The sequence below is a fragment of the Thalassospira sp. NFXS8 genome (assembly GCF_040148805.1).
Lineage (GTDB): Bacteria > Pseudomonadota > Alphaproteobacteria > Rhodospirillales > Thalassospiraceae > Thalassospira.
On sequence record NZ_JAGEMF010000008.1, the window covers coordinates 53,225 to 76,371 of the forward strand.

At 52.4% G+C, this 23,147-nt stretch carries 21 protein-coding genes and 3 pseudogenes; 8 read left to right on the forward strand and 16 right to left on the reverse strand.

Features of this window, described 5'->3' with window-relative positions:
* Positions 1–2: 2 nt before the first annotated feature.
* Genes J4E05_RS23550 through J4E05_RS23575 form a run of 6 tightly spaced genes read right to left on the reverse strand, consistent with a single transcriptional unit; the run spans position 3 to position 6,068 of the window.
* On the reverse strand, positions 3–1,055 hold the full coding sequence (locus J4E05_RS23550; protein WP_349600829.1) for an aromatic ring-hydroxylating dioxygenase subunit alpha: 1,053 nt from the start codon (positions 1,053–1,055) through the stop codon (positions 3–5).
* A 44-nt stretch (positions 1,056–1,099) separates the two neighbouring features.
* Positions 1,100–2,389 (reverse strand): TRAP transporter large permease, encoded by a 1,290-nt coding sequence (locus J4E05_RS23555; RefSeq protein ID WP_349600832.1) that lies wholly within the window; start codon positions 2,387–2,389, stop codon positions 1,100–1,102.
* A complete protein-coding gene (locus J4E05_RS23560; protein WP_349600835.1) occupies positions 2,386–2,895 on the reverse strand; it encodes a TRAP transporter small permease in 510 nt (169 codons plus the stop codon). The genes J4E05_RS23555 and J4E05_RS23560 overlap by 4 nt, the downstream gene beginning before the upstream one ends.
* A gap of 2 nt (positions 2,896–2,897) precedes the next feature.
* On the reverse strand, positions 2,898–3,908 hold the full coding sequence (locus J4E05_RS23565) for a TRAP transporter substrate-binding protein (protein ID WP_349600838.1): 1,011 nt from the start codon (positions 3,906–3,908) through the stop codon (positions 2,898–2,900).
* 36 nt (positions 3,909–3,944) lie between these two features.
* Positions 3,945–5,177, reverse strand: a complete 1,233-nt coding sequence (locus J4E05_RS23570) for a 3-hydroxybenzoate 6-monooxygenase (RefSeq protein WP_349600841.1) — start codon at positions 5,175–5,177, stop codon at positions 3,945–3,947.
* 27 nt (positions 5,178–5,204) lie between these two features.
* Positions 5,205–6,068 (reverse strand): fumarylacetoacetate hydrolase family protein, encoded by an 864-nt coding sequence (locus J4E05_RS23575; protein ID WP_349600843.1) that lies wholly within the window; start codon positions 6,066–6,068, stop codon positions 5,205–5,207.
* A gap of 158 nt (positions 6,069–6,226) precedes the next feature.
* On the opposite strand from J4E05_RS23575, the gene J4E05_RS23580 reads away from it, so the two are divergent.
* Positions 6,227–6,748, forward strand: coding sequence for a MarR family winged helix-turn-helix transcriptional regulator (locus tag J4E05_RS23580; RefSeq protein WP_349600846.1), 522 nt, complete (start codon positions 6,227–6,229; stop codon positions 6,746–6,748).
* Positions 6,749–6,837: 89 nt separating this feature from the next.
* A pseudogene (locus J4E05_RS23585) lies at positions 6,838–7,263 on the forward strand (IS66 family transposase); the annotation flags it as partial.
* A 522-nt stretch (positions 7,264–7,785) separates the two neighbouring features.
* Here the strand turns inward: J4E05_RS23585 and J4E05_RS23590 are convergent.
* From J4E05_RS23590 to J4E05_RS23600, 3 genes and pseudogenes are all read right to left on the reverse strand, one after another.
* Positions 7,786–8,644, reverse strand: a pseudogene (locus J4E05_RS23590) (IS110 family transposase).
* 243 nt (positions 8,645–8,887) lie between these two features.
* Entirely contained in the window at positions 8,888–11,668 is a 2,781-nt protein-coding gene (locus tag J4E05_RS23595; RefSeq protein WP_349600848.1) for a BPTD_3080 family restriction endonuclease, read from the reverse strand.
* Between the two features lie 3 nt (positions 11,669–11,671).
* A complete protein-coding gene (locus J4E05_RS23600) occupies positions 11,672–14,758 on the reverse strand; it encodes a site-specific DNA-methyltransferase (protein ID WP_349600851.1) in 3,087 nt (1,028 codons plus the stop codon).
* A gap of 302 nt (positions 14,759–15,060) precedes the next feature.
* On the opposite strand from J4E05_RS23600, the gene J4E05_RS23605 reads away from it, so the two are divergent.
* From J4E05_RS23605 to J4E05_RS23630, 6 genes and pseudogenes are all read left to right on the forward strand, one after another.
* The gene (locus tag J4E05_RS23605; protein WP_349600854.1) at positions 15,061–15,303 is read left to right on the forward strand and encodes a hypothetical protein; all 243 of its coding nucleotides are present in this window, start codon (positions 15,061–15,063) and stop codon (positions 15,301–15,303) included.
* Between the two features lie 36 nt (positions 15,304–15,339).
* Positions 15,340–15,453: pseudogene (locus J4E05_RS23610) on the forward strand (transposase); the annotation flags it as partial.
* A gap of 464 nt (positions 15,454–15,917) precedes the next feature.
* A complete protein-coding gene (locus J4E05_RS23615; RefSeq protein WP_147253093.1) occupies positions 15,918–16,268 on the forward strand; it encodes a TraK family protein in 351 nt (116 codons plus the stop codon).
* Positions 16,269–16,448: 180 nt separating this feature from the next.
* The gene (locus J4E05_RS23620) at positions 16,449–18,062 is read left to right on the forward strand and encodes a recombinase family protein (protein WP_349600857.1); all 1,614 of its coding nucleotides are present in this window, start codon (positions 16,449–16,451) and stop codon (positions 18,060–18,062) included.
* Positions 18,063–18,273: 211 nt separating this feature from the next.
* Positions 18,274–18,525: a type II toxin-antitoxin system RelE family toxin gene (locus tag J4E05_RS23625; RefSeq protein WP_085595769.1), complete on the forward strand. Its 252-nt coding sequence runs from the start codon at positions 18,274–18,276 to the stop codon at positions 18,523–18,525.
* An 8-nt stretch (positions 18,526–18,533) separates the two neighbouring features.
* Positions 18,534–18,920: a helix-turn-helix transcriptional regulator gene (locus tag J4E05_RS23630; RefSeq protein ID WP_085595771.1), complete on the forward strand. Its 387-nt coding sequence runs from the start codon at positions 18,534–18,536 to the stop codon at positions 18,918–18,920.
* 139 nt (positions 18,921–19,059) lie between these two features.
* Here J4E05_RS23630 and J4E05_RS23635 read toward each other — a convergent pair whose 3' ends face one another.
* From J4E05_RS23635 to J4E05_RS23665, 7 genes are all read right to left on the reverse strand, one after another.
* Positions 19,060–19,653, reverse strand: a complete 594-nt coding sequence (locus J4E05_RS23635) for a hypothetical protein (RefSeq protein ID WP_114090799.1) — start codon at positions 19,651–19,653, stop codon at positions 19,060–19,062.
* Positions 19,654–19,975: 322 nt separating this feature from the next.
* On the reverse strand, positions 19,976–20,167 hold the full coding sequence (locus tag J4E05_RS23640; protein WP_349600862.1) for an antitoxin VbhA family protein: 192 nt from the start codon (positions 20,165–20,167) through the stop codon (positions 19,976–19,978).
* Positions 20,168–20,249: 82 nt separating this feature from the next.
* A complete protein-coding gene (locus tag J4E05_RS23645) occupies positions 20,250–20,528 on the reverse strand; it encodes a hypothetical protein (RefSeq protein WP_349600865.1) in 279 nt (92 codons plus the stop codon).
* Positions 20,529–20,554: 26 nt separating this feature from the next.
* Entirely contained in the window at positions 20,555–21,292 is a 738-nt protein-coding gene (locus J4E05_RS23650) for a SprT-like domain-containing protein (RefSeq protein WP_349600868.1), read from the reverse strand.
* Between the two features lie 3 nt (positions 21,293–21,295).
* Positions 21,296–21,835, reverse strand: coding sequence for a hypothetical protein (locus tag J4E05_RS23655; RefSeq protein WP_349600871.1), 540 nt, complete (start codon positions 21,833–21,835; stop codon positions 21,296–21,298).
* Positions 21,828–22,880: a helix-turn-helix domain-containing protein gene (locus J4E05_RS23660; protein ID WP_349600874.1), complete on the reverse strand. Its 1,053-nt coding sequence runs from the start codon at positions 22,878–22,880 to the stop codon at positions 21,828–21,830. Before J4E05_RS23660 ends, J4E05_RS23655 begins: the two co-directional genes overlap by 8 nt.
* A gap of 76 nt (positions 22,881–22,956) precedes the next feature.
* Positions 22,957–23,147, reverse strand: a 191-nt coding sequence (locus J4E05_RS23665; RefSeq protein ID WP_349600877.1) for a hypothetical protein, incomplete at its 5' end; no start/stop codon positions are given.

Below are 23,147 nucleotides of genomic sequence, written 5' to 3' on the forward strand. Positions count from 1 at the left end.
GATCATTGCGCCGCGCCCCGTACACGTTCATTCTCGCGCTCCATCATTTCCATCACCTTTCGCCGCGCCCACATTCCGCCCGCGTCGATGTTGAGGTCATAAAACTTCTTGTCCGGATTGCGTTTGATGGCCAGTTGCTGGGCGGCAAGGATATCTTCGTCCTGCTTGAATATCCCTGCGACGGCATCGCGCCAGCTGATCGTCAGACTCATATCACCAAGGTTGTAATTGCGTACCACGGCCCAGAAGTAATGCGATGTTGTTTCGCTTTCGGGCGTGATCGAGTTGAGCACGTAACCGTTAACGCCCTGAGATCGATCCCCTTCCGGAGCCCCCGTACCAGTCACTGCGACGCCGACATCAAGCGCAATCGTTGAGGGTGCGACAAAGTCGATGATCTGCCAACGGTCGACCTTGCCCGGCCGACCCAGCTGCGCACCCCAGAACCCCGGTGGATCCTGATCAATGATCCAGCGTGTGACTCGCGCCGTGCCGTCACCATGGTTGACGTTAAACGGTGCCTCTGCGACCGCGTCGTTTCCGATCGAGCCGCTGTGTACAAATGTTTCGTGCGTCAGGTCCATCAGGTTATCGACGGCCAGAAGATAGTTCGCTTCCAAATGAATGCACTGACCATCGCCGGTCCATTCAGGATCGTCGTTCCAGTGCAGGTCGGGCACAAGATCAGGATTCGCCTCTGCCGGGTCGCCGGGCCATATCCAGATGAACCGGTGCTTTTCGATCAGCGGATAGGCCTTTACACAGGCCGATGGGTTGATCGTTTCCTGCGACGGCATGTGCACGCAGCGCCCGCCGGGCTCATAGACGAGGCCATGATAGGGGCATACCACGTTGTCGCCCACAAGTTTGCCTTTGGACAAGGGAGCAAGGCGGTGCCAGCACGCATCGTCCATCGCTACGGCGCTGCCGTCAGCCTTGCGATAGAACACAAGCGGCTTGTCACAGATCTGGCGGGAAGTCATTACGCCCTTTTTGATCTCGTGGTCCCAAGCCGCGACATACCACGCATTCAATGGAAAACTGTGTTTGTTCATGATTTTTCCTCCCAGATAGATTTCGAGCCAAGAAATGGATCACATCAGCCCATCAGATACGGCAACCAAAGCGAAATGATCGGAAAAGCAATCAGGATTCCCACACGCACGATATCGGCGGCGACGAACGGAAGGACACCTCGAAAGATGGTTACCGTCGGAATGTCCGGAAGCACGCTGCGCAGGACAAAGATGTTCATCCCGACCGGAGGCGTGATCATCGAAATCTCGATCACCACAATAACGATGATACCGAACCAGATCAGATCGAACCCCAGAGCGGACACAATCGGGTAAAAGATCGGCACCGTCAGCAGCATCATTGACATGGATTCCAGAAAACAGCCCAATACGATGTAGATGCCCACGATTGCAAAGATCACCGTCATCGGTGCCAAATCCATACTGGTGATCCACGCGCCCAGATCCTGCGGCAGTCTCGCGACATTAACGAAATTGGCGAACAACAGCGCCCCGATCAGGATTGTCAGAAGTGCCACCGACGTTCGGGCAGCGTCAAAGAGCGTATCGAGCAGGTTTCGCACCGTCAGCCTGCGCCGCAGAAGGGCGATGAAAAGTGCGCCGGCAGAGCCGATCCCCGCAGCCTCGGTCGGCGTGAAGAACCCGGCGTAAAGCCCTCCCATCACAAGAACGAACAGCGCCAGAATTCCGATCACGCGGCGCAACGACAGCAGTTTCTCCACAAAACTCGACGGCTTTCCTGCGGGCCCGATTTTAGGGTTGATCCGCACCCATACGGACACAGCTACCATATAAAGAGCAATACCAAGCAGTCCCGGTAGAACACCTGCGGCAAACAAGGCACCGATATCGCTTTGGGTCATGATTCCGTAAAGCACCAAGGCGATACTGGGTGGGATGAGAATGCCCAGCGTGCCACCCGCCGCCACCGACCCTGCTGCTAGACTGTCAGCATATTTGTAGGTTCGCATCGGCGGCACGGCCACGCGTGACATTGTTGCGGCGGTCGCTAAACTCGATCCGCAGACCGCGCTAAAGCCACCACATGAGACGATGGTTGCCAGCGCCAGCCCGCCGCGCATGCCGCCGAACCAGCGATAGGATGTTTCGTAGAGATCGTCGGAAATACCTGATCGCGTGACCAGATTGCCCATCAGGATAAACAGCGGAATAACGGCGAAATCGTAGTTCATGACCGTATCAGAGGCGACCGATCCGACGCTCTTGAGTGCGGGCGCCATTCCGACGATCCAGCCGAAACCAAGCGTGCCGATAAGGCCCAGGGCAAACCCGATCGGGACCCGGAGCAATAGCAGTGCGAAGAGCGCAATGAAGCCTGTCGTGATGATCATGGCTCTTGCTCCGTCGTATTATGGTGCAGTTGATGACAGGAGCGGGCAAAACCCTGAAGCAGACAGATCAGCGACGTCAACGCCGCCATCACAGCCATGGCGCGCACAATCGGGGCAAGTGGCCAACGCGTGAACATCATCACGGTATTGAACATGTCAAGCGTTTGTGCCTGTTGCCACAACTGCCGTGCGACAATTGCAACCAGAAACGCGCACAGCAGATCGACCATCGCGACAACGACAATCCCAACCGGGCCGTTTGGCCTGATCGGCACGAGGTCAACGGCGATATGTTCGCCGCGCATCGTGACGAGGGGCAGGCCTATATAAAACATTGCACCGACAGTCATTTGAGTGAATTCAAAGGCAAACGCGATCGGGTGGCCAAACTGCCGCCCCACTACGTCGGTGAATGTGATGGCCATCAGTGCGGTCATCAACACTGCTGTGGCGATCCGGCCCGACCAGTCGAGCAGGTTCAAGAAGCGGGCGCTGAGCTTCAACATGGTTATTCGCCCGAAAGATCGCGATACGCTTTCAGCGCAGCCGCACCATCAATTCCGGCCGCATCTGCCTTGGTCAGCCAAGCGCCTTCAAATCCGTCCAGCTTTTTATGAAGAAATTCCAGCAATGCGCCATCTGGCACCGATATCTCGATACCATCCGCCTTGGCCTTTTTTACAGAAGCGTCTTGTTCGTCCTGCCAGACCTTGCCCAATTTCCCGGCCAAAACCGCACCGGAAATCGCTGTAATGGCGGCTTGATCCTCGGGGGAGATTTTGCCCCACGTTACTGGATTGATCACAAGGAACATGCTCGCGTTATAGAGCCCGCCGGGCACATCCATTTCGTATTTGACGAACTGGTTGACCTTGAAATTGTAGAGCGCTTCGTCAGTCAAAGTCGCACCGTCGACAATGCCTTTTTCCAGTGCTTCGCGCATCTCGGTCACTGGAATGCCAACGGGGATTGCGCCCAGTGCCTCGAGTGATCCGGCAACAGCGCTATTGGTCGAACGGATCTTGAGGCCGGCGAAGTCCGCACCGGTTTTAATCGGCCGGACCGAGTTGAAAAGTTGTCCTGGCGGTTGGGTATGAACCGTGAGCGTATGGACACCCGGATGCATCCCGGCAGGCTCAAGAAACTCCTTGAAGACCTTCCAATATGCGATGGAGTTCTTTTCAGCATTCGTACTGTGAAAAGGCAGCTCGACCATGCCGCTCAGCGGAAACGTGCCCGGCGTATAGCCATGCAGCCCCCAGGCCATGTCGGCAATACCGTCCATCACCATCTGATAGTTGCGCGGGGGCGGTCCAAGCGGGGCTGACGACACCTCAACCACAACACGTCCATCTGTCACCTTCTTGATTTCGTCAAAATAGGGGTAGAGTCCGCGCGCGTTCATGAAATAGGTTGGCGGCAACCATTCGCTGTACCGGATGATCACATCGTGGGCAAATGCCGTACTGCCCATCATCGTCAAAAAGGCCGCCACAGTCAGTATTCTTGATATTTTCATTGGTTTTCCTCCCAGAAAGAACATTATTTATTTTATTTATGCTACTTGCCCAACTTCCGACAAAGCAGTCGCTCCATCATCCCGCCATGTCGGCGAAATGTCATAGATCCAGCTCATTCCCATGTAGTGTTTTTCGGCTGGCCAGGCACCAATCTCAGCGTTGCGCATATCGCGCATCGCACCGCTGGCGTGGTAAATTTCGCCGTAAAGACGTGCCGTCATCTGCACCCGCGTCGTGCGCAGATATCGTGCATCACGATAGCGCAGGAACGCTGCTTCATAGTCGCCCTTTTCGTTAACCAGCATGTCGGCCAGGCAGACAGCATCTTCGATCGCCATATTAGCCCCCTGCGCCAGATACTGAAGCATCGGATGTGCCGCGTCGCCCAATAGCGTCATGCGTCCCTTGACCCAATCGCGGATCGGATCGCGGTCGTTCAATACCCACATGCGCCAGCTTTCGATCTTGTCGAGCAGACTGCGCACTTCCGGGCATTTGTCTGCAAATTTCATCTGCAATTCTTCGGGGTCGCCTGCGTCGTTCCATCCTTGGCTGAACTTGTCGGAATGGAACACAGCGACGAGATTGAACAACTCTCCACCACGTAAGGGATATTGAACGAGGTGTGCTTTTTCGCCCGCCCAAAGAGTCATCGAATTCGTGGCGAGTTCGGTCGGCATTTCTGCTTTGGGCAGCACCGCACGATAAGCGATGTGACCCGAAGGGCGCACCGCGCCATCACCTGCAATAAGCTCGCGGGTCTTGGACCAGATACCGTCGGCACCGATCAGCGCGTCGGCAGTGACGGTGACACCATCTTCCGTGCGTACCGTCACCGTTTTGTCTCGCTCGGCAATATCGACAACCTTCGAATTCACCAGAAGCGTGATCCTGTCGCTGTCCTCGCATTTGCGCAGAAACGTCTTGTGCAGATCGGCGCGATGAATGACAGCGTATGGGTACCCAAACCGCTTGCGGAAGTCGTCGGCCGCTGGAATCTTGGCGACGATCTTTGCCGTGATGCTGTCGCGCATGATCAGATCGTCAGGAAAAGCCGAGATCGCGTTGACCTCGTCGATCATGCCAAGCCGGGCAAACATCTTGTAGCTGTTCGGGCCAAGCTGAATCCCTGCTCCAATCTCGGCGAATTCCGGTGCCTGCTCAAGAACGCAGACTTGCTTGCCGATCTGTGACAGCGCCAAAGCGGCTGCAAGACCGCCGATTCCTCCACCGATGATGACAACTTCGGCAAAATGCTTATCGTTCATGTAATTCCACTCCCAATGGTTTGGCGCTCAGCCTGCGACGATGTCGATCGTCATGTCTCCGATACCATCAATCGCGGCGTGCATCCTGTCACCGACCTTGACTTCTCCCACGCCCTCGGGTGTGCCGGTAAAGATCACGTCGCCGGGATACAGCGTATAAAAGCTCGAGGCGTATTCGATCAGTTCCGGAACACTCAGCACCAGATCTCGGGTGTTGGCCTTTTGCCGGGTCGCCCCGTTCACGGTCAGTTCAAAGTCGATATTGGAAGGGTCCGGTATTTCATCCGCCGTCACCAGCCACGGCCCGAGGATCGAAAAGGTATCAAGCGACTTGCGGAAACTCCGGTCTTCGGATCCACGCACCGTCATGTCGATCCCTATGGTGTAACCTGCGACATAATCCAGCGCAGCTGCCGCGCTGATGTTTTTGCCGGCCTTCCCAATGACGACCGCAAGCTCGATTTCGTGATCATTCCGACGATCCGTCTTGGTGATCTGCACAGGCACGTTCGGCCCGACAAGCGAACTGCCCGCCTTGAGGAACAGCCCGATCTCTTTAATCTGCTTCATATGCGCGGTGTTATTGTGATGCAGGTCGGCCTGCTCACGTACCTCCTCAAGATGCTTTTGATAGTTCACTGGCGCTGCGATCATCTTGCCCGGATTGGCAACGGGCAGGTCAAGCGTCACCTGATCAAATGGTAGCACTTCAGTGCCATTGGCTGCCTCGGCGATGGCAGTCATCAATCCGGGCAATGCAGCTATCATTACATCATGAACAGGATAGGGGTAGGTTGCTTTCGGCAAGCTTTGAAATGCAAAGGTGACGTCCTTGACGCCCCCATCCACGACAACTCCAAACCGCCCTTTATCGAACCTGCAAATCTTCATAATCTCCCTCCCATGAAATCGAAATTTAAACGACAGTATGCTGTCGGTTTCTGTTGCTTATGACAAACAGACAGCGTACTGTCAATCTAGATTTGGAAAAACTCCAAACCCGGCACGCGCAAAGAGACCGACACCACTTGTTAAGCCACGGAGAAACAATGAATTTCTGGGACGAAAAAAATGACACTGTTATGCCGCCAACGATGGAAGGTGTTTATCAATCGCCCGGCCACCTCATCCGTAGGTGCCAGCAAATATCGGCATCCATCTTCGCAGAAGAGCTTGGCGAGTTCGGATTGACGCCAGTCCAGTACGCATCACTCTTGATGATTCGAGACAAACCCGGCATTGATCAACGCAGCTTGGGGCGTCTCATTGCGATTGATCGCTCTACCATCGGGACGGTCACAAAGGGGCTAGAAGACAAGTCCCTTATCATGCGCAGTGTGCCGCAAGACAACCTCCGCATAAAGATCATGAACATCACGTCTGAAGGAGAGGCCCTGCTATCACAGACAGTTCAACAGATCGCACGCGTTCAGCAGCGGCTTATGGCGCCACTATCCAAGGATGAACAGGCAGTGTTTTTATCATTGCTGTCACGTGTCGTCGATGTGAACAACGCACACAGCAGAGCGCCTCTTGTCATTAGTTCTGCTGAAAGCAGACCAAAAAGCTAAAGTGCACTGCTCTATTTCATTCTGATTTGCCAGTATCTCTTCCTTTATAAGTATAAGAGATGTCACGGGTTTCGTGGACCAATTTCGCACCGCCCGTCCGTCATCGGGCGGTGCGTCAGGCCCACAGTCTGAATCAACTTGACGAAACAAAAACCTGCTTCGAGCATTCCTTGCGCAGAATACCAGGCAAAAGCGATCTGGCCGGAGCATTCCGTTATGCCCTGACCCGGTGGGACGCTTTGACTTGCTATGCCTATGACGGCAGATGCGAGATCAGCAACAATGCCGCTGAACGGGCGATACGACCGTTGGCCATCGGTCGCCGCAATTGGATGTTTGCCGGTTCAGATGCAGGCGGAGATCGAGCCGCGGCCATTTACAGCCTGATCGAGACGGCAAAGATGCAGGAGCTTGATCCGCGTAAATACCTCAGCTCCGTCCTTCAGCGCATTGCCGATCATCCGGTCAATCGGATTGACGACCTGCTTCCATGGAATATAGACATCCAGGACTGATCCACTCTCCCAAAGGAATTGCTGGCCCTGTAAAGGTAGCCGTGGCTGGACGCTTACCTTGCTCCTAAAATCCGGCCTTTTGCTATCTCCCGCAAGGTAGCAGTGACTGGACGCTCTGATGTCCATTGTCAACCTTCTGGTCACACAAAACCGGCCGCTGAGCTCACAACGGGGAATTATCGTTTTCGCGCAGAGGAGGAGACGGAACTGTTGAACGTAGGTGATCAAGCTCTGATGCGCGGATTGGTTACCGCATTTCCGAGTTTTCGTCCGGGGCTGTCCCTATCTTACTGCGGGCGTCGACAAAGTCGGCCACAAAACGTACAACGGGAGTTTCCCTGCCGTTGTTCCGCCTCCACCTTTGCACGATCTATCATCTTTAAGCATTTCATCTATCACTCTTGCTATATCTTTAAAAATTCCTCTTCATGTCCGGAATTGGTCAGGATAGGTCCAAAGGCATTGCATTGTCACATCCTGAAACCAGGACCGGATAATGGTTGGTGAACGAAGGGAACATTGCTAGGCTACAGACCACATGAAACCAGCCAGTTCACGCGCAACTGCTGTGCAAACAACGGTGCTTTTTTTGTCCCTTGAGTCCAGGGCCCGATAGCGTCCGGTTAAGCGGCTTTGGGCTTTCCAGGCTATTTCACGGATTTCCGGTGACACCTGGGCAAACTTGTAGATCTTGCCTTTGCCAATACGAGGCGGATGTCGGTAGGTCCAGGCACTTTCGACGAGAAGATGCCGGAGGCGACCGTTACCTGCCTTGGTTATTCCGCCTCGCCGAAGCGAATTCCCAGTAGAACTTTCGCTCGGTACTAAACCGAGATACGCCATTAATTGTCGCGGGTTCTCAAATCGCCACAAGACGCCGACTTCTGCTGCAAATGTAACGGCAACGATCAGGCTAACGCCACGCAAAGCCTGCAAGGACTGAACGAGAGGAGCCAACGACCACTGAGGCAAGAACTCTTCTATAACTTTCTCCAGACGTTCTTTGCGCTCCTTCACCAGACGAACGGCATTCACCAGCCCGCAGCAGTTTTGCTAATCCTTCCGCATCACGGCGGTTGGTCTTTACCCTGTCACCGGGTTTCCTTGGGATCAGTGATGGGGCAACCACCGAACAACTGTGGCCCAGATCTGTTATCAGCCGATACAATCCGTAACCTGTTGAGCCAGCTTCATAGCAGAAATGAATTTTTTTATACTTCGTCGCCAGCTTCGTTACGACTTTGCGCATATTATCAAGGGACGCAACAACTTCCCCGAGATACCTGACCTCGCCCCCCCGACTCCCCTCGGCAACGGCCACGGCATTACGAGTCTTTGCAACATCAATTCCAACGAAAACTTCTGGAATAGTTTCCTTCATTGTTCATCCTCCCGGTGCTGAGGACAGGCTCTTTGCGAGTAATCCTCGATCATCCAAGTGTACGACGAGACGCCCCTACCAGCGCTCACTTAATGAAGGACATACGGTCTTACCTTAAGGAGTAATTTGGCCCCAGATCGGCCCCACGTAGGTGAGCTCAAAGATGACCGGTTCAGTTAGCGAAAGCGGTCATCTTTTTTGTCTGACTGTCGTAGAGGCAGCCGAATGTACCTAAAGGTTTCTTCAGTTGAGGTTGGAAAAACGATCAAGAATGTCATGCACTTGTTCGGGCTTAAATGCGACATCCCAAGTCCATTGTCCAAATCCACCGGCAGTGTTGATGGCCTTGACCCACTCGTTCAGTGCGCCCCGTTTGGCCTTGTTCTGCGGGCTGTCTGTTCCCTTGATCTCTAGAGCCAAGGTAATTCCGTTTTCCAAACGAACAATGAAGTCTGGAATGTATCGGCGCCGTGAACCCGACCACATGTAATAGACTTGAAAGCCAAGATGGTCATTTTTGGCGTAGGCAACAACCTCATCGCGCTTTTCAAATGCATTTGCTGCGTAGCCTTCCCATGTTGAATCCCCGACCATGTGGCTAATGTGCGACTTGATCGTTGGGAAGCATGGCTTTGTCGTATACCAAGTTCGCATTTGTCCAGTTGACCCAATCGGGTTTTCTTCGTCGTAAACTGGAGTTAGACGTTCGGCGCTTTGTTCGCTGATTTTCTCGACAAGATGGCGGACTACAAGATCAACATTAAGGGCAATCAGGATACGTCGCCGTAGAGGATCGTTATGGAACAGTGAGGGAATTTTCAGAAGGTCGGATTTTAGAAATTCTTCGACGATCCTAACGAGCTGCGCGGCAAGATATTCATTGTTTCCAGAAAATCCATGCCTCAATTCTGCAAAAACTTTCCGGGCAGCTTGGAATACAAGCCGCTGAAGCCGGAAGCCGTCAGGTAGCTTTTCCAAGTCGAATTCAGTGACTTTTCCTAAGTCAGTCACGCCACCAAGTGCAGGTGCAAGTTCTGCACTGATTGGTGTGTTTGAAGGGTCAATTGTAAGAGGTTCGACTTGAGCCCAGTCTATTGCTAATTGAGGTTTGATGATGGTTTCGACGCGAAGAATGTTTGGCCAACGAATTTCTAAACTGGAGCGCTCTGGGATGACTTCAATCTGCGTTGCTGGCTTAGGTGGAGGTGGGGCTACGCCGGTATCGCCAGCTTCTGAGATGGTAAGCGGAACACCAAAGACGTTCACATATTCAGGCAAGAACAGTCCGTTCTCATCCCTGTCATAAGAAACTCGCCTTAAGCCTCGACCAACGACTTGCTCGCAGAGAAGCTGAGATGTGAAGGCGCGTAGTCCCATGATGTGGGTGACATTCTTCGCATCCCAACCTTCAGAGAGCATCGCCACTGAAATCACATTCTGTAGATCTTGACCGGCTTTCCCGCGCTTACCGACGTTATCGACGATCTCGCGCAGCAGCTCCTCCTTTTTAAGAGTTCTTAGGTACTGCTTGCGTGTTTCAGAGATGCTTGAGGCCTCGATGATCTCTTGGAGCCGTTTATCATATTCCTTGTTCGACGTTGCGGTTTCTCCAACTTCCGCTTTATCAAGGACCTTGGAGTCAACGCGCAGCGTCTTATTAGGAGCCTGTAATTCGGGCCAATGAGCGTCGCCTTGATTGAAGTAATGTTCAATCCGTGCGGCAGTTTCAGTTCGATTACAAACCGTCAGCATGACTGGTGGTGAATGATGCCCGGACTGAGCCCAAGCCTTGACTGCTTCCCGCCAATCGGCGCCGAGTAACGTATAGGCATCCCGAACCAGCTTCGGTAACGCTTCATGCGGCTCTGCTCTGCGATTGAGGTCTTCAGAGACGGATGGGTCCCGATAAATATGATATAGCTTCGATTGAAGTGTCTTTGAATCTGGCAGTGCATCATCACGGACAACCACACGCGGTGTTTTTACCAGCCCCGCCTCAATTGCATCGTTCAAACCAAAGTCCGATATGATCCAATCAAACAGCGCCGTATCAGTACTTTTCTTGCCGGTTGGCGCAAACGGAGTGGCTGATAGGTCAAAGCAACGTTGAATACGTCGGGTTTTGTGGATGCGGTCTAACCCTTCGATCCAACGAGTTGCTTCTTCGAGGTCAATTCCATGCTCTTCGGCTTGTTTCTTGGAAATCTTCACTTCTGACGGTTTCCGGTAAGCGTGGTGTGCCTCGTCGTTGATGACAATAATGTCCTTGTACGCCGAAAGTTTACCTAGAACACGCCGGGTGAAGGCTTCATCAGATTCCTTACCCTTTTTGACCACGGAACGATCTTGTTCCTTCAATGGCATGAGCGTATGCCAGTTTTCGATAAGTACCTCTGCTTGATTCAGTTTTTGGCGCATAGACTCGGACGGGCACAGGTTGAACTCGTCGTAGTAGCTACCTTCACTTGGCATCAATACTTGCAGGCGACCCTTGACGGTCAAACCCGGCGCGACAATGAACACCGCACGGCTGAAATCTTTGTTTCGTTTTGGGTAGGTTTGCGCGTTGAGTACCTGCCAAGTGATGATCATTGCCATCACAGTGGTTTTGCCTGCGCCGGTTGCCATCTTGTTGCACAACCGTTGCCAAGGTCCACCATCACTCGGGACATATATACCTTGCCTATACGCTTCCGCGCCTTCGACCCACCAGATCAGAGTTTCAATTGCTTCCAACTGGCAGAAATAGAACGGGTGTTGGCGGGCAGTTTCATCATGCCAATGTTCCAGAAGCTTGCGCGTTATGATGGTTACACCGGGATAGCCGTCTTCTCGCCATCGGTCCACACGGGTGCGGATCGTGTTGACCATGGCCAGCTCTTCGGTGCGTTTCGTGTTGTTACGTGCATCAAAAACGTCGTAGCTTGCGGGTCGTCTTTCTGGTTTGATTTCAAGCTTTCCGCCTTTGCCTTCGACCCAGTGCTGCGCAGGCCGCTCCCAAGGACGATTAATGATCAGCGACATGGCTCAGGCCTCCAGCGTGATGATTTTGAGAGACTCAATACCCCGATCATCAACGATCTTTACAGCAACGCGATTGTTTTCGCCGGCCTCGAATGGCAGTGACACCGTGCCATGGAATTGCTCCAGCAATTCTTCGTCCAGTTCTGCGCGTATCGTTCTTTTCAGGCGGTTCCAACCGCCTTTGGAACTGGCCATGGGGAAAAACACTTGATGCGGCATCAGTGAGCGCTGGTCGTAGTCCTGATCCAGAGACCACATTGCGATCTGTTTGGTGTCGCCACTCTCTATCTCGCCGGTCCGCGGGTTGAAGTAGTCAAAGCCATGTACCTCAATCTGCCACCTACCATCTTCGCGTTGGTGCTTAGTGACATCTGGCTGCCCCATGAGCCAGAATGACTCGTTGCTTGCCCGCTTCCTTTTGAGGTCCTCTGTCAGCAAGTCAGTGTTCATTTGTACCTTTAGGAAGGTCGTGCCCGGCACTTTCATTTCGTCGATATCCTTGGCGGCTTCCGGGTCAAAGGTGAAGGCACAGAACAGGATGAACTTGGGTTTGGGCATCAGGGTGTAGGCTTCGTTCATTGCCTCTTCGACCTGTCGCTGTTCAAGTGCTGCATGTTCGGGGCCAAAACTGACGACTACCCGCTCCCCGGTATCAGCGACGGAGCCGCTGGCATGCAGATACTTGGTGCCCGGCAGTGTCTCGAATTCAGCAAAGGTCATCATCTTGCCGCCCTTGCCGCGTGCGCCTGTTTTTAGAAGTTCGTCGCGCCAAAACGATTGGCGGGAGGTTTCACCAGATCGGGCGACGGTACTGTTGGCCTCTTCCGCTGGCAGGGTTTCGTCGAGAGACAAGACGGTGGGCGCAGGCACTGCCTCGACGCTGAATGGGCCCGTAATGCGCAGCTTGTTTTTGTCGATGCGAGGCTTGTCATATAGCGTTTCCTGATCGGCGTGGTCGGTTATGGACTGATCCATACGGCGCTGCATCGCTTGTCGAGCTTTTTGAAAAGCGTCGAAAGGCTCTTTCGCGGCATCAGGCCAGTCGTTGGGTCGATCAAAAGGTACTTCCCACTCCTCCAGTAAATCTCCATCGATGAATGAAACTGCCTTGCCCTTGCGCGCGCCTTCGGTGGGCTTGATAGGCTTCGGTGGATCGGATTTGAGTACAGCGTTCAGGTTGTCCAGCGCCGCCGCGATCTTGGGATGATCCTCGTTGTAAATTTTGTCGATGTCTATATTTGCGCCTATCGAACCAAGTGTTATGCGCTTAGCTGTTTCATAGTCAAAACCACTCTTCAGGCCTTCATGTGGGAAGCGGAGTGCATAATAGTCATAGGATGCAGTCATTAGGCGCTGCTTAGTCAACGTGACGGCTACGCGAGATGTGTCACATGTAATCCAGCGTCGGCCCCATTTCTCTGCAGAAACCGCCGTCGCACCTGACCCGCACGTAATGTCCAACACTAAATCGCTTGGATCAGTAGCCATTAAGATACAGCGTTCGATGATTCGAGTATTGGTTTCGACAACATATTGCATATTCGATGCGCCGCCAAAGCCCATCCATATCGAGTGAAAAACCTTGTAGCCGAAATCGGAGGCAAATTTCTTTAGGCGTAAAGAAGTCAGTTTCGGTACAATTCGCCCCGCCTTTGCTGCTCTATTGAGGCTTTCAATCGAAACCTTCCAATGCTCATTTGCGCCGCATGGCCAAGTTATGCCATTGAACTCATAGGGGCACGTGGTTGTGGCTCGATATCCATCTGATTTGAGCGGATCTTCCGAGTATCCGTCTTCAGTGTCCTGTTTCTTTTCATAGAGTGTTCGGTATTTTAGTTGGTTCTTATCTTTCGCGTAGAAGAGTAGAATATCGCATACCTTGCCGAGGTGGCTCCCCGACACTGAACCTGTTTTCGAAAACGAAATCTGCGAGACAAAGTTCGATACACCAAAGACTTCGTCGAGTAGTCCGCGGACAAGGTGAACATTTTCGTCCGAAATTTGGACAAAAACAGACCCGCTGTCAGCTAACAGTTCGCGTGCTAGAATCAGTCGGTCACGTAGATAGGTAAGGTAAGAGTGGATGCCCAGCTCCCAAGTATCCCGAAATGCTTTGATCATCTCGGGTTCTTGATTGAGGTCTTCATCCTTGTCTGAATCCGCTAGCTTGCGTTTGTTAGTGAAGGGCTGAAAGTTTGATCCATATTTGATGCCATAGGGTGGGTCGATGTAGATCATCTGGACCTCGCCCCTCATGCCTTCTTTGGTAAGAAGCGAGTTCATCACCAGCATGCTGTCGCCTGCGACCAGACGATTCGACCAACCTTTTTCGTGATGATAGAAATCAAGTGCCTCACGCAGCGGCAAATTTTCGAACGGGGCTGAAAACAGATCAGTCTGCCGCCATTTCACAGCAGCATTCTTCCCTTTCAGCCGTTTGGCTGCATTGGCAAGGATTGTCGCCGGATCTACACGTTCATGAACGTGGAGCGAGACTGTATCGACCTTGAATGAAGTTTTCTCAGCCTTGCCAGTCCAATTAAGGTAAGGGGCCTGCAAGCGTTTGAGTTCTTGCAAGGCATCTTTCATACGCTCTGGGTCTTCACTAGCCAGTGCTTCATCAATGAGCCGTTCAATTGAACTGCGCATGCTGTCAAAATTCAGCACAGGGTCCAGATGTGGATCGTACTGCCAGCTTGTCTTTTCTCCGTCTGGGTCGGTATCCGCATGCACCATCCCTACCTCGGGATTGTTTATGCGAGTCTCGCCGTGACGGTAAGAGAGAACCTCGTTCGGTTCAGTGGTTCTGTGTAAGGCTTTCTTGCGGGAGCTATTTTTAGCCTTGGGAGCTTTGGCTTCCGGCGCAGTCAGCTCAAGGTTGGTGACATCTGCCCGATATATTACCCCACCTTTACCGCGACCATTTGCGATAGTTCCATCATCAATCAGTTCGTCACGGGCAGCCGAATACTGCTCATCGGTAAGGTTAGGGATATGCTCCCGCAGCCGCGCCAACATCGCTTCTTCGCGGATAGAGGAGCCGTCCTCAGGTGTCAGAGAAAGGATCAGATCAGTCAGTTTGTCGGACATGAAAGCTCTATTCTTGCTTGTGTTGACGTTGGTGAGGCATCGTTGGACCAATCACCGATGATATGTGCTCTGGAAAACCAAAAAGTGTGTTTTTCAATACGCAGGGAGCGATAGTTTGCCGCCCATGTAAACCTATTTGTGCACCGTGTTTTAATATCAGCGTTTGCTTCTTTTGACCACAATCTGAATACACGTAAAGCGAGTAGGTGGAGACTAAGCTGGCAAAACTACAATCATTTTCTGACATCCGGTCTGTGGGGACTATTTGATCAGAAGTACCATTTCTTGGAGTTGATCAAATTATGAACAGAGACGAGCGAGCGAAAGAAATAATGAGCCAACGAGATTCTCGCGCTCAAGCCTTTATCTATGAAGGCATGCCAGCACATACGTTGCCCAGCGCGCGAACATTTGTCAGGGAAGCATCTTCTGCCAGCCAGCGCCGTATCCTCAACCGAGTGAAAGCGAAAAATCTGATCGAACTATGGGAAAGAATGGAGACACCCGACTTTGACCTTCTCCCCGAAAACAGTCGCATTTTTTGAGTGAGTTTTCCAAATTAAGGCAAAGGAGAACTCGAGATGAAGAAGCGCTTTTCAGAAGAACAGATCATCGGAATTTTAAAGGAACAGGAAGCAGGATTTGCGGTGAAGGATATCATCCGCCGTCGTGGTATTGCGGAACAGACTTTTTTTAGTCCAGAAATGATAGCGGTGCCGGAATCAGGTGTCAGTATCCTTTTCCACCCGTTGAGCATGGCTTGTCATGCGAATAAGACAGGAAGAACGCCTGCGTTCTGTTAGGTGGTACCACCTAACCTATCCTGCCAGACCAACGACATGGAAGAATGCAGACAAACGTTGAAACTTGTAGAATTTTCGTCACGCCCAGAAAATCAATAGAATTCATTTAAAACAGATACTTATCTACATCCATCCAAATCTCACCTTCTTGTGGTAACAGGAGATGCCGACAATCACAGACGTTTCCAGAAACACGCATAAACACATAGAATATTAAATAATAACAATATATTACGTAGGTATATCGACACCCCAAAACCATACATATACCAGAAAACATAGACACTCGTTGACACTGCCGGTAACATGCAGAAAGTCATAGAATGTATCTGTAGATCAATATGATAGGGCACGATATGCTGGAATGGGGAATGGGCAGGGTAGAAGCACTTGCTGTACAAACCGAGATTTTGGCTCGGCTAGATCAAGGCTACCCGGTAAGCCAGATTTACCGAAATTTGCAAAAATCTGGCCAGATCACAATGGGAAGAGCGGCGTTTTATCAGCATGTGGCCAAAATCAAACGCGACCGCCTTAAAACAGATACCCCGGCAACGTCAGTTCACCAGCCTGCTGCCAAATCTAAAACTCAGGGCAAAACCAAAGCAGCCAAGCCCGCTGGTTCGTTTATCGAAGGCCGGTTAGACCCGGTAAAACAGTCTTTTGAAGACACATGGGACGGCAATATTTCATCGACCGAAAGCTAATCCTGAGACTTCGTGCAAACTCTTGCGACTTCATGCAACCCGTTGAAATGTATATATAACCCAGCTAACTTTCCTCCAAAACCTATCCGTTTTGCAGGTTGCACCAGAACCATCCATGTGGATGATTAACGGCTTATCGCTCCTTCAATAATTATCTCCAAGAGCAATAGGCCAGAATACGTGAGAGTTGCCATTTATGCCCGTCATTCGACGGACCGTCAGGCCACCAGCAGCCATGACCAGATTACACGATGCCAAGCCTATTGCACGGCCAAAGACTACCAGGTCACCGACATCTATCATGATGAAGCCTTTTCCGGCGCGATGATGGAAAACCGGCCCGGGATTGTCAGTCTGCTGATGGCAGCGTTTGACAACCGGTTTGACCGCATCGTCTGCGAAGATCTCTCGCGCATCAGTCGCGACCAGGCAGACGTGGCCCATTTCTTCAAGAAAATGGTTTTTGTCGGCATTGAGGTCGAAACCATCAGCGAAGGCGTAATCAACGAGCTGCATATCGGCCTGAAAGGCACGATGAATGCGCTTTACCTCAAGGACCTGTCGGATAAGACCCATCGTGGCATGGTCGCCGCCGTTTTGCGCGGCAGCGTGCCCGGTGGCCGCACCTATGGCTATGAAATCGTCCGGGGATTGGACGAGAAGGGTGAGCTGTTGCATGGCAAGCGCAAAGTCGTTCCAGACGAGGCCGAAACCATCCGCAAGATCTTTGCCATGTATCTGAATGGCGAAAAACTGCGCCATATCTGCAATACGCTCGACCGGATGGGCATTGCCGCCCCCTCCGGCGGAAAATGGGCACCCACAACACTGGTTGGCACACGGGTACGCAAGACAGGCCTTTTGCGCAACACACTGTATCGCGGCATTGTCACCTTTAACCGCATGCAATATCGCAAGAACCCGGAAACTGGCAAAAAACTCTCGGTCATGCGCCCGGAAAGCGAATGGATTCATGTGCCGATCCCGGAATTGCAAATTATCGATGATGCAACCTTCGATGCGGTGCAGGCGATGCTGGATGAACGTTCCAGCAAGGCCGCCGAATATCGTGCCACTGTGAAGTTACGAGATCCGGTCGAAACAGACACCATTGCCAAATCGCGCATCCGCGACTGGCGGGAACGGCAGATCAAAACCGGCGGCAAAGTCTTTGCCCTGTTTGCCGGTCGCCTCAAATGCGCCCATCATAACATTCGCATGGGAGCACACTGGGCAGACCGCTATGCCTGCCGCCATCACCAATGTGCCAATCGGGCTGTCCGCTATGCCGATCTGATGGAAGCGGTGCTGGCCGCAGCGCTGCGGCTCAAGCCCGAAGACATTGCCGCCTATTATCAAAGCGACAAAATAGAGCGCAAACGCCAGCGCCATGTCCGACATCTCGAAAAGTCACACCGGAAACTTAAGGATTTGCGTAGCCGCGCCGAACATGCGCTCAGCACCTTTGGCGTTGGCAGCGACACAAGCGAACTCAAAGCCTGGTTCGAGGACAATACCGAACAAATGCGCATCGCCCGCCTTGACATTGACCGGGAAAAACGCGCTCTGGCGGAGCTTTCACCGCCCGCCAACATCCAAAAGATTCACGCACATTTTGCCAAAAACATCGAAAAACTGCGTGTCTGGAGCCGCGACCCCGAAGCTGTCACCCAATTGCGCAATACAATGAAAAGCTACATCATCACCGCCCATTGGGACCCGGACGGCAAGCGCTGGTATCGGACCTGCGAGATCGAATACGACTTCCCGGCCATGGTGCGTATCCTCGGATAGAAAAAGTAAACCGGCAAAATTTTGCCGGTTGACCTGCCCTAAACATCCACACTCATTCTGTCGGCCAGCCGTGTCATGAGATCCATCCGCTCATGAAAATCGCACCAAAGACATATCCAAATCTGTTCCTTTTGTTCACTTTTGTTTATTTTTGATTGCTTTTTCCTTCGAGAAGGATTATAACGTTTACATAACCAGTGGGGACAGCACTTTGGAAATCACCTTCACCCATAAAGCAAAAAAAGGTCTGTTGCGTGTTCCTGCAAAAATCCGCAACAGCATTTTGCAGAAGCTGGACCTTATTGCTCAAAACCCGCGCCGGACCGACCTTGACATCAAAAAAATGAGCGGCGTTGAAGCCTATCGCTTGCGGGTTGGCACATACCGGGCCATTTACACCGAAGATGGTGTCATTCTTGAAGTTCAGAATATCGCGCCGCGTGGCGAAATTTACAAAAGATAGGAGACATCATGTCACACCAGATTATCTATCAGGACGACAAGCCTGTTTTTGTTGTCGTTCCTTATGACGAATGGATTGCAAATCGCACCGGGGCGGAAGATGCCGACGACGCCGAAGATCTGGCAGCCCTGCACGACGCCCTGCAAAATGACGATGGACGCCGCTACCCCATTGACGTGATCAAACGGCTTTCGGCGAGCGAAAACCCGCTGAAAGTCTACCGCGAACACGCGAGCATGACACAGGAAGAGCTTGCCGCCCTTGTCGGTGTCACCAAAACCTATATCGGCCAGATCGAACGGGGAGAACGCTCCATGTCTGACCGCTTGCGCGGCAAACTTGCCGCCACCCTGAACCTTGACATTTCTGACCTTACCCCGTGGCCCCAAGACTGAAGAGAGAAAGGCGCAATAAAATGAGGGTATCCGGATTACAAGGTTGAAACAGGACTATTCGTTCGCCCTACAGCGTCAGAACGACAATCCCCGCTTTAACGGGGGACCGCCGTTCTGTGCTACGAAACACGAAGGGCGGTTAAAACTGAAATCCGATTTGCCCGGTGCTATCAGTCTTTGTAAGAACACCCTGAAAGTCGCTGCTGGAAATCTGAACAAAATCCGGCATCCGCTCCAACCGGCCCTGACGATATTTCGGATCAATATTCGTCATCTTCCCGGCTTTGGCATATTGGCAAAAAATGATGGCGGCGGCCTCATTAACGCTCACAGGTGGCCATTCTGCATAAAAATGCGACTGAAAACCCGTTTCGGAAATAAACGGCAGGTCAAGGTCAATGGCGTTGAATTCAAATCGGCTGCATATGTCGAGTGGACAGGTAAACCCCACCAACACCCGACCATGATCAGTTTCCAACACAAACAACCCGTTCTGTCCCCAATGCGGAACATCCTCGTCTTTAGCGGCAAGGGCCGCTGTCATCACCGTTCCTGCCCCGTCTGGCGCAAAGATGCCAAATTCACCCTTTGCGCCATTGGCTGACACAATCAAAGCCCTGAAATCCTGTGCAGCCTTTTGCGCCGCATCACTCTCATTTGCCCTGATGGCGATATCAAATTGGCGAGCAATCTGTTTGGCAGCCTGAATATCGTGCTCTGTTGCCGTGTGCATCGTGATAATCCCTTTTCTGAATGACAACCGAAGGACCGATCTGGCCGGTTCAACTTCTTCCCGTCGTCAAAAAAGGGTGAATGCCGTCAAGCTGAATATGGGATGTTCAGGCCGTCAAGGCCTGAACCGGGACCCTGATTCTGCTTTACGGCAGAGGGCGAAGCCCTGGCTGCGGCCTATCCGCACGTTCAAAGTTTCGGTCAAAGCATCTTCATGAGAATAGACAATAAGCCGTATTCCCGGTCTCCAAAAATAAACCGGCAAAATTTTGCCGGTTCGTCTATTTTTAATAGTTACATTTTCAATGTAATGATCGTCAGAACTATATTTGGACATGCCCAATACGCGCATGAAGGCGCTTCAATGCCTGATCAACGGTCAGGGACCCATTGGCGAGTTCTTGCAGGTCGCTACGGGTCTGATGATCCACCTCAAGGTCTTCGAGCTTCTGATTGGCCATAATGCTCGCCACCTTGCAATGGCGGCTGTGTGCTTCTTCCTGCGTTAAAGACACGATCCAACTCCTCAATCCGGTATCAGCAGACATTATAAATCAGAAATCATTGTTTTCCCGATGATTATACAAAGACCCCATATTAAAGAAACTCTTCAAAATGCACACGAAACCGGGGATATTTTTCGACAAAGGCAGCCAGGTTCCTGCGCGTCAATTCCAACAGGAAATCATTATCCGGATCAAGATTATGCAATGCTTCTGCCAGTTCATGCGCCGCGCTCTCATTGGAATATTTTGGGCCCGTCAATAGTCGCTGGATTATGGTTTGCTGCGCACCAACCGACACCCGATACTCAAGTAAATTGCGAATCAGCGTGAAACCCCGACGGGCCAGAATAATGCTCTCATCCCTCGTCATGTGAAAATCTCCTAAACATTCTATTTTCAAGTCCCAACGGGCTGCATCACTGCCGCTTTGCAGGCGTTTTCGCCACATAACAGCTTAATGCCGGGCTTTCCCCAAACCTGTGCCGCACAGGACGAGCAGCGATATTTGACACGATGGGAACGGTTTTCCGCGTGAACCGGCGTCACCCGTGCCAATGCCGCCGCACTGGCCAAACCTCCTGTCAGGGTTGTCGCCAGCGCCTGGCCCGGTTCCTGCGGGGGAAAACGGTCCAGCCAGGACAAAGTAAATTCCCGGGTCATCAGCTCCCGACATGCGCGGTCAAACGGCCCGTCCTCAAGGATGTAATGGGTCATTTTTTCGCCCACGCGCCTTCCGCCCGGCTGTCCTGTATTGCTTGGCATCAAGCCGATGGATTCCATGCGGTCGGCCCATTCGCGGTTGTGATAGGCGCGCCTGCCGGGATCACCGAAGTGATACTGCCAGAGATGCACCATCTCATGGACCAGGGTTGAGAGCGTTTGCGGAACGGTTCGCACCACAAACCAGGAAGGGTTCAAGGCGATCTCATCAATACACTCGCCCGTTTCACTGCTGACAAACCGCTCGGGCGAAAAATAGCCGTAAGTATTCTTCTGACGCTGCAAGGTGATCAGACAGGCTGGCAGTTTGTTGTCAAACAGACCTTCATTGAAATGGCTGAAAGCCTTTTGTAATTCGCCATAAAATTCGACACTGGGCAGGGCTTCGGCAAGTTTGTGGATTGCACAATCCATTTTTCAACCCTCCCATGCCGGAAACAGCCGCCCGGCCCGATCCATAAACTGCGCTTCGGCCTTTTGCGGGCTCCAGGGCAGCACATAATCCGGCAAAGGAACGACCGAACGCGGCACAAAGCCGCGCACCAGGTTCCGGTCAACCGCATCGCGATATTCCGTCACCTGCAAACGCTGATCGATGTCGGCAACTTCTGCCACCACATCGGCAGGCCACGGCCAACTCAACCCGGCCAGTTCCGTGTAAGACTTGCGGATCGGCAGCACGATCTCCGCTTCAAAACGGTGCCATATCCCAAGCTCCCGCATTTTCTGCTTAACCGGTGTGAGCAAGTCCCCTGTTTCATCTTCCTTGATGTCGTGGATCAGGGCATAGGGTGCGGCCAGACGCGAAACGTTATCGCACGCCATCACACAATGCTGGGCAACAGACACATCACAGGCCCCGTTCCAACGCCGTAAATGTGCCAGGCCCCGTGCTTTACGGGCGAATAAAAGCTGGCAGTAGGAAGAGTGTTTAACGGCAAGAGCATTATCACGCATGACCACTCTCCTGCTGTTCGATGGCGCGCAAATTGTGGCGTACGGTATCGCGCAAACGGGCCGATTTGAGCATGGCATAGAGATAGCCCGCCGGATCACGCACACCCTGTCGGTCAACCGCCACCATCACGGCGGCCAGCGCCGCCCAGCCATGTTTGGCCAAAGCCACCTGCCAGACAGTGGGCCGTAATTTGATCTGGCGGGAAAGCGTTGATTTAACAGCCGCCGTAACCGCCTGAATGGAGGCAGAACACGGTTCCGGTCCCATCAGGTCACACAATTCGGCAGCCGTAAGCTGCTTTTGCAAAGTCGGCGAGGCCTGAACCATCAAAAACAGGATCTCACTGTCCACATCAATGTCGGTAATTGTCGGGCACGATCTCTGCCCGGGCGTTGCCTGCGAAGCCCCACTTTGTACAAGGTTCGTAGAACCGGGATTTATCTTGTAGGATTTAAGGGGGACAGAAATGTCCACCACCCCGGACTCTATTGCCCCGTCATCTGACTGTTTCACCATCGTCAGATCATCGCGTTCAGCCTTCGCCTGTTCGCGGGCGGACTCTATCTTCTGTTCGATAAATTCTGCCGCCTGGTGCAACTCATGCAGCCTTGCTGCGATCGGACGCAAGTCAATCCCGGCATTGCCGTCCGAACGCCGGTTCGAGGCTGAATAACGCCGAACAATCCAGTGATTAGCCTCCAGCAAAGCCAAAGCCCGCCGGATTGAGCGTTCATTCTTACCAGTCAATTCCGCCAACCGCCGATTACCCGGCCAGACCATCAAACGGCCACTGCGCCAGGCCCGCACATCATAGACATGCTCAATCAGCAGAATAAGAACCCGAACGGAAAGATCGGTCAAACAGGGAGATAAGCAGGAAATCGCCCGGCTCACCAAGCCAACGACCGACGCTGTGGTCACATCGTTACAGCCGGTAAAACCGTCACATAAGGCGAGCAAATCGCCATAACTTTCCGTCCGTCGGGCAAGTCCCGGGACGGATTTGAGCCCCGAAGGGCAGACAAAAGAGTCGTCCAAATTCATATTTTTGTCGGCACAGGCCGGTTATTTGCTTTTGTTCTTGACAAAGCAATCCCGTCGCCTAAACTGATCCCATCATTCACGTGGGCAGTTTAAGCCTTTTCAAAAACCCGTTGTTGGCGCAGCGGGTTTTTTGCTGTTTATAAGCTATTGAAAAGTCAGGAAATAAATAGCCTCGTAAGCGCCGCCTCCTCTTAAAGGCGATGCCCGACTGCAAATTTCTCTTGTGACGTGAATCCTTGGAGTCTATATCTAAGACTTGCCAAGTGA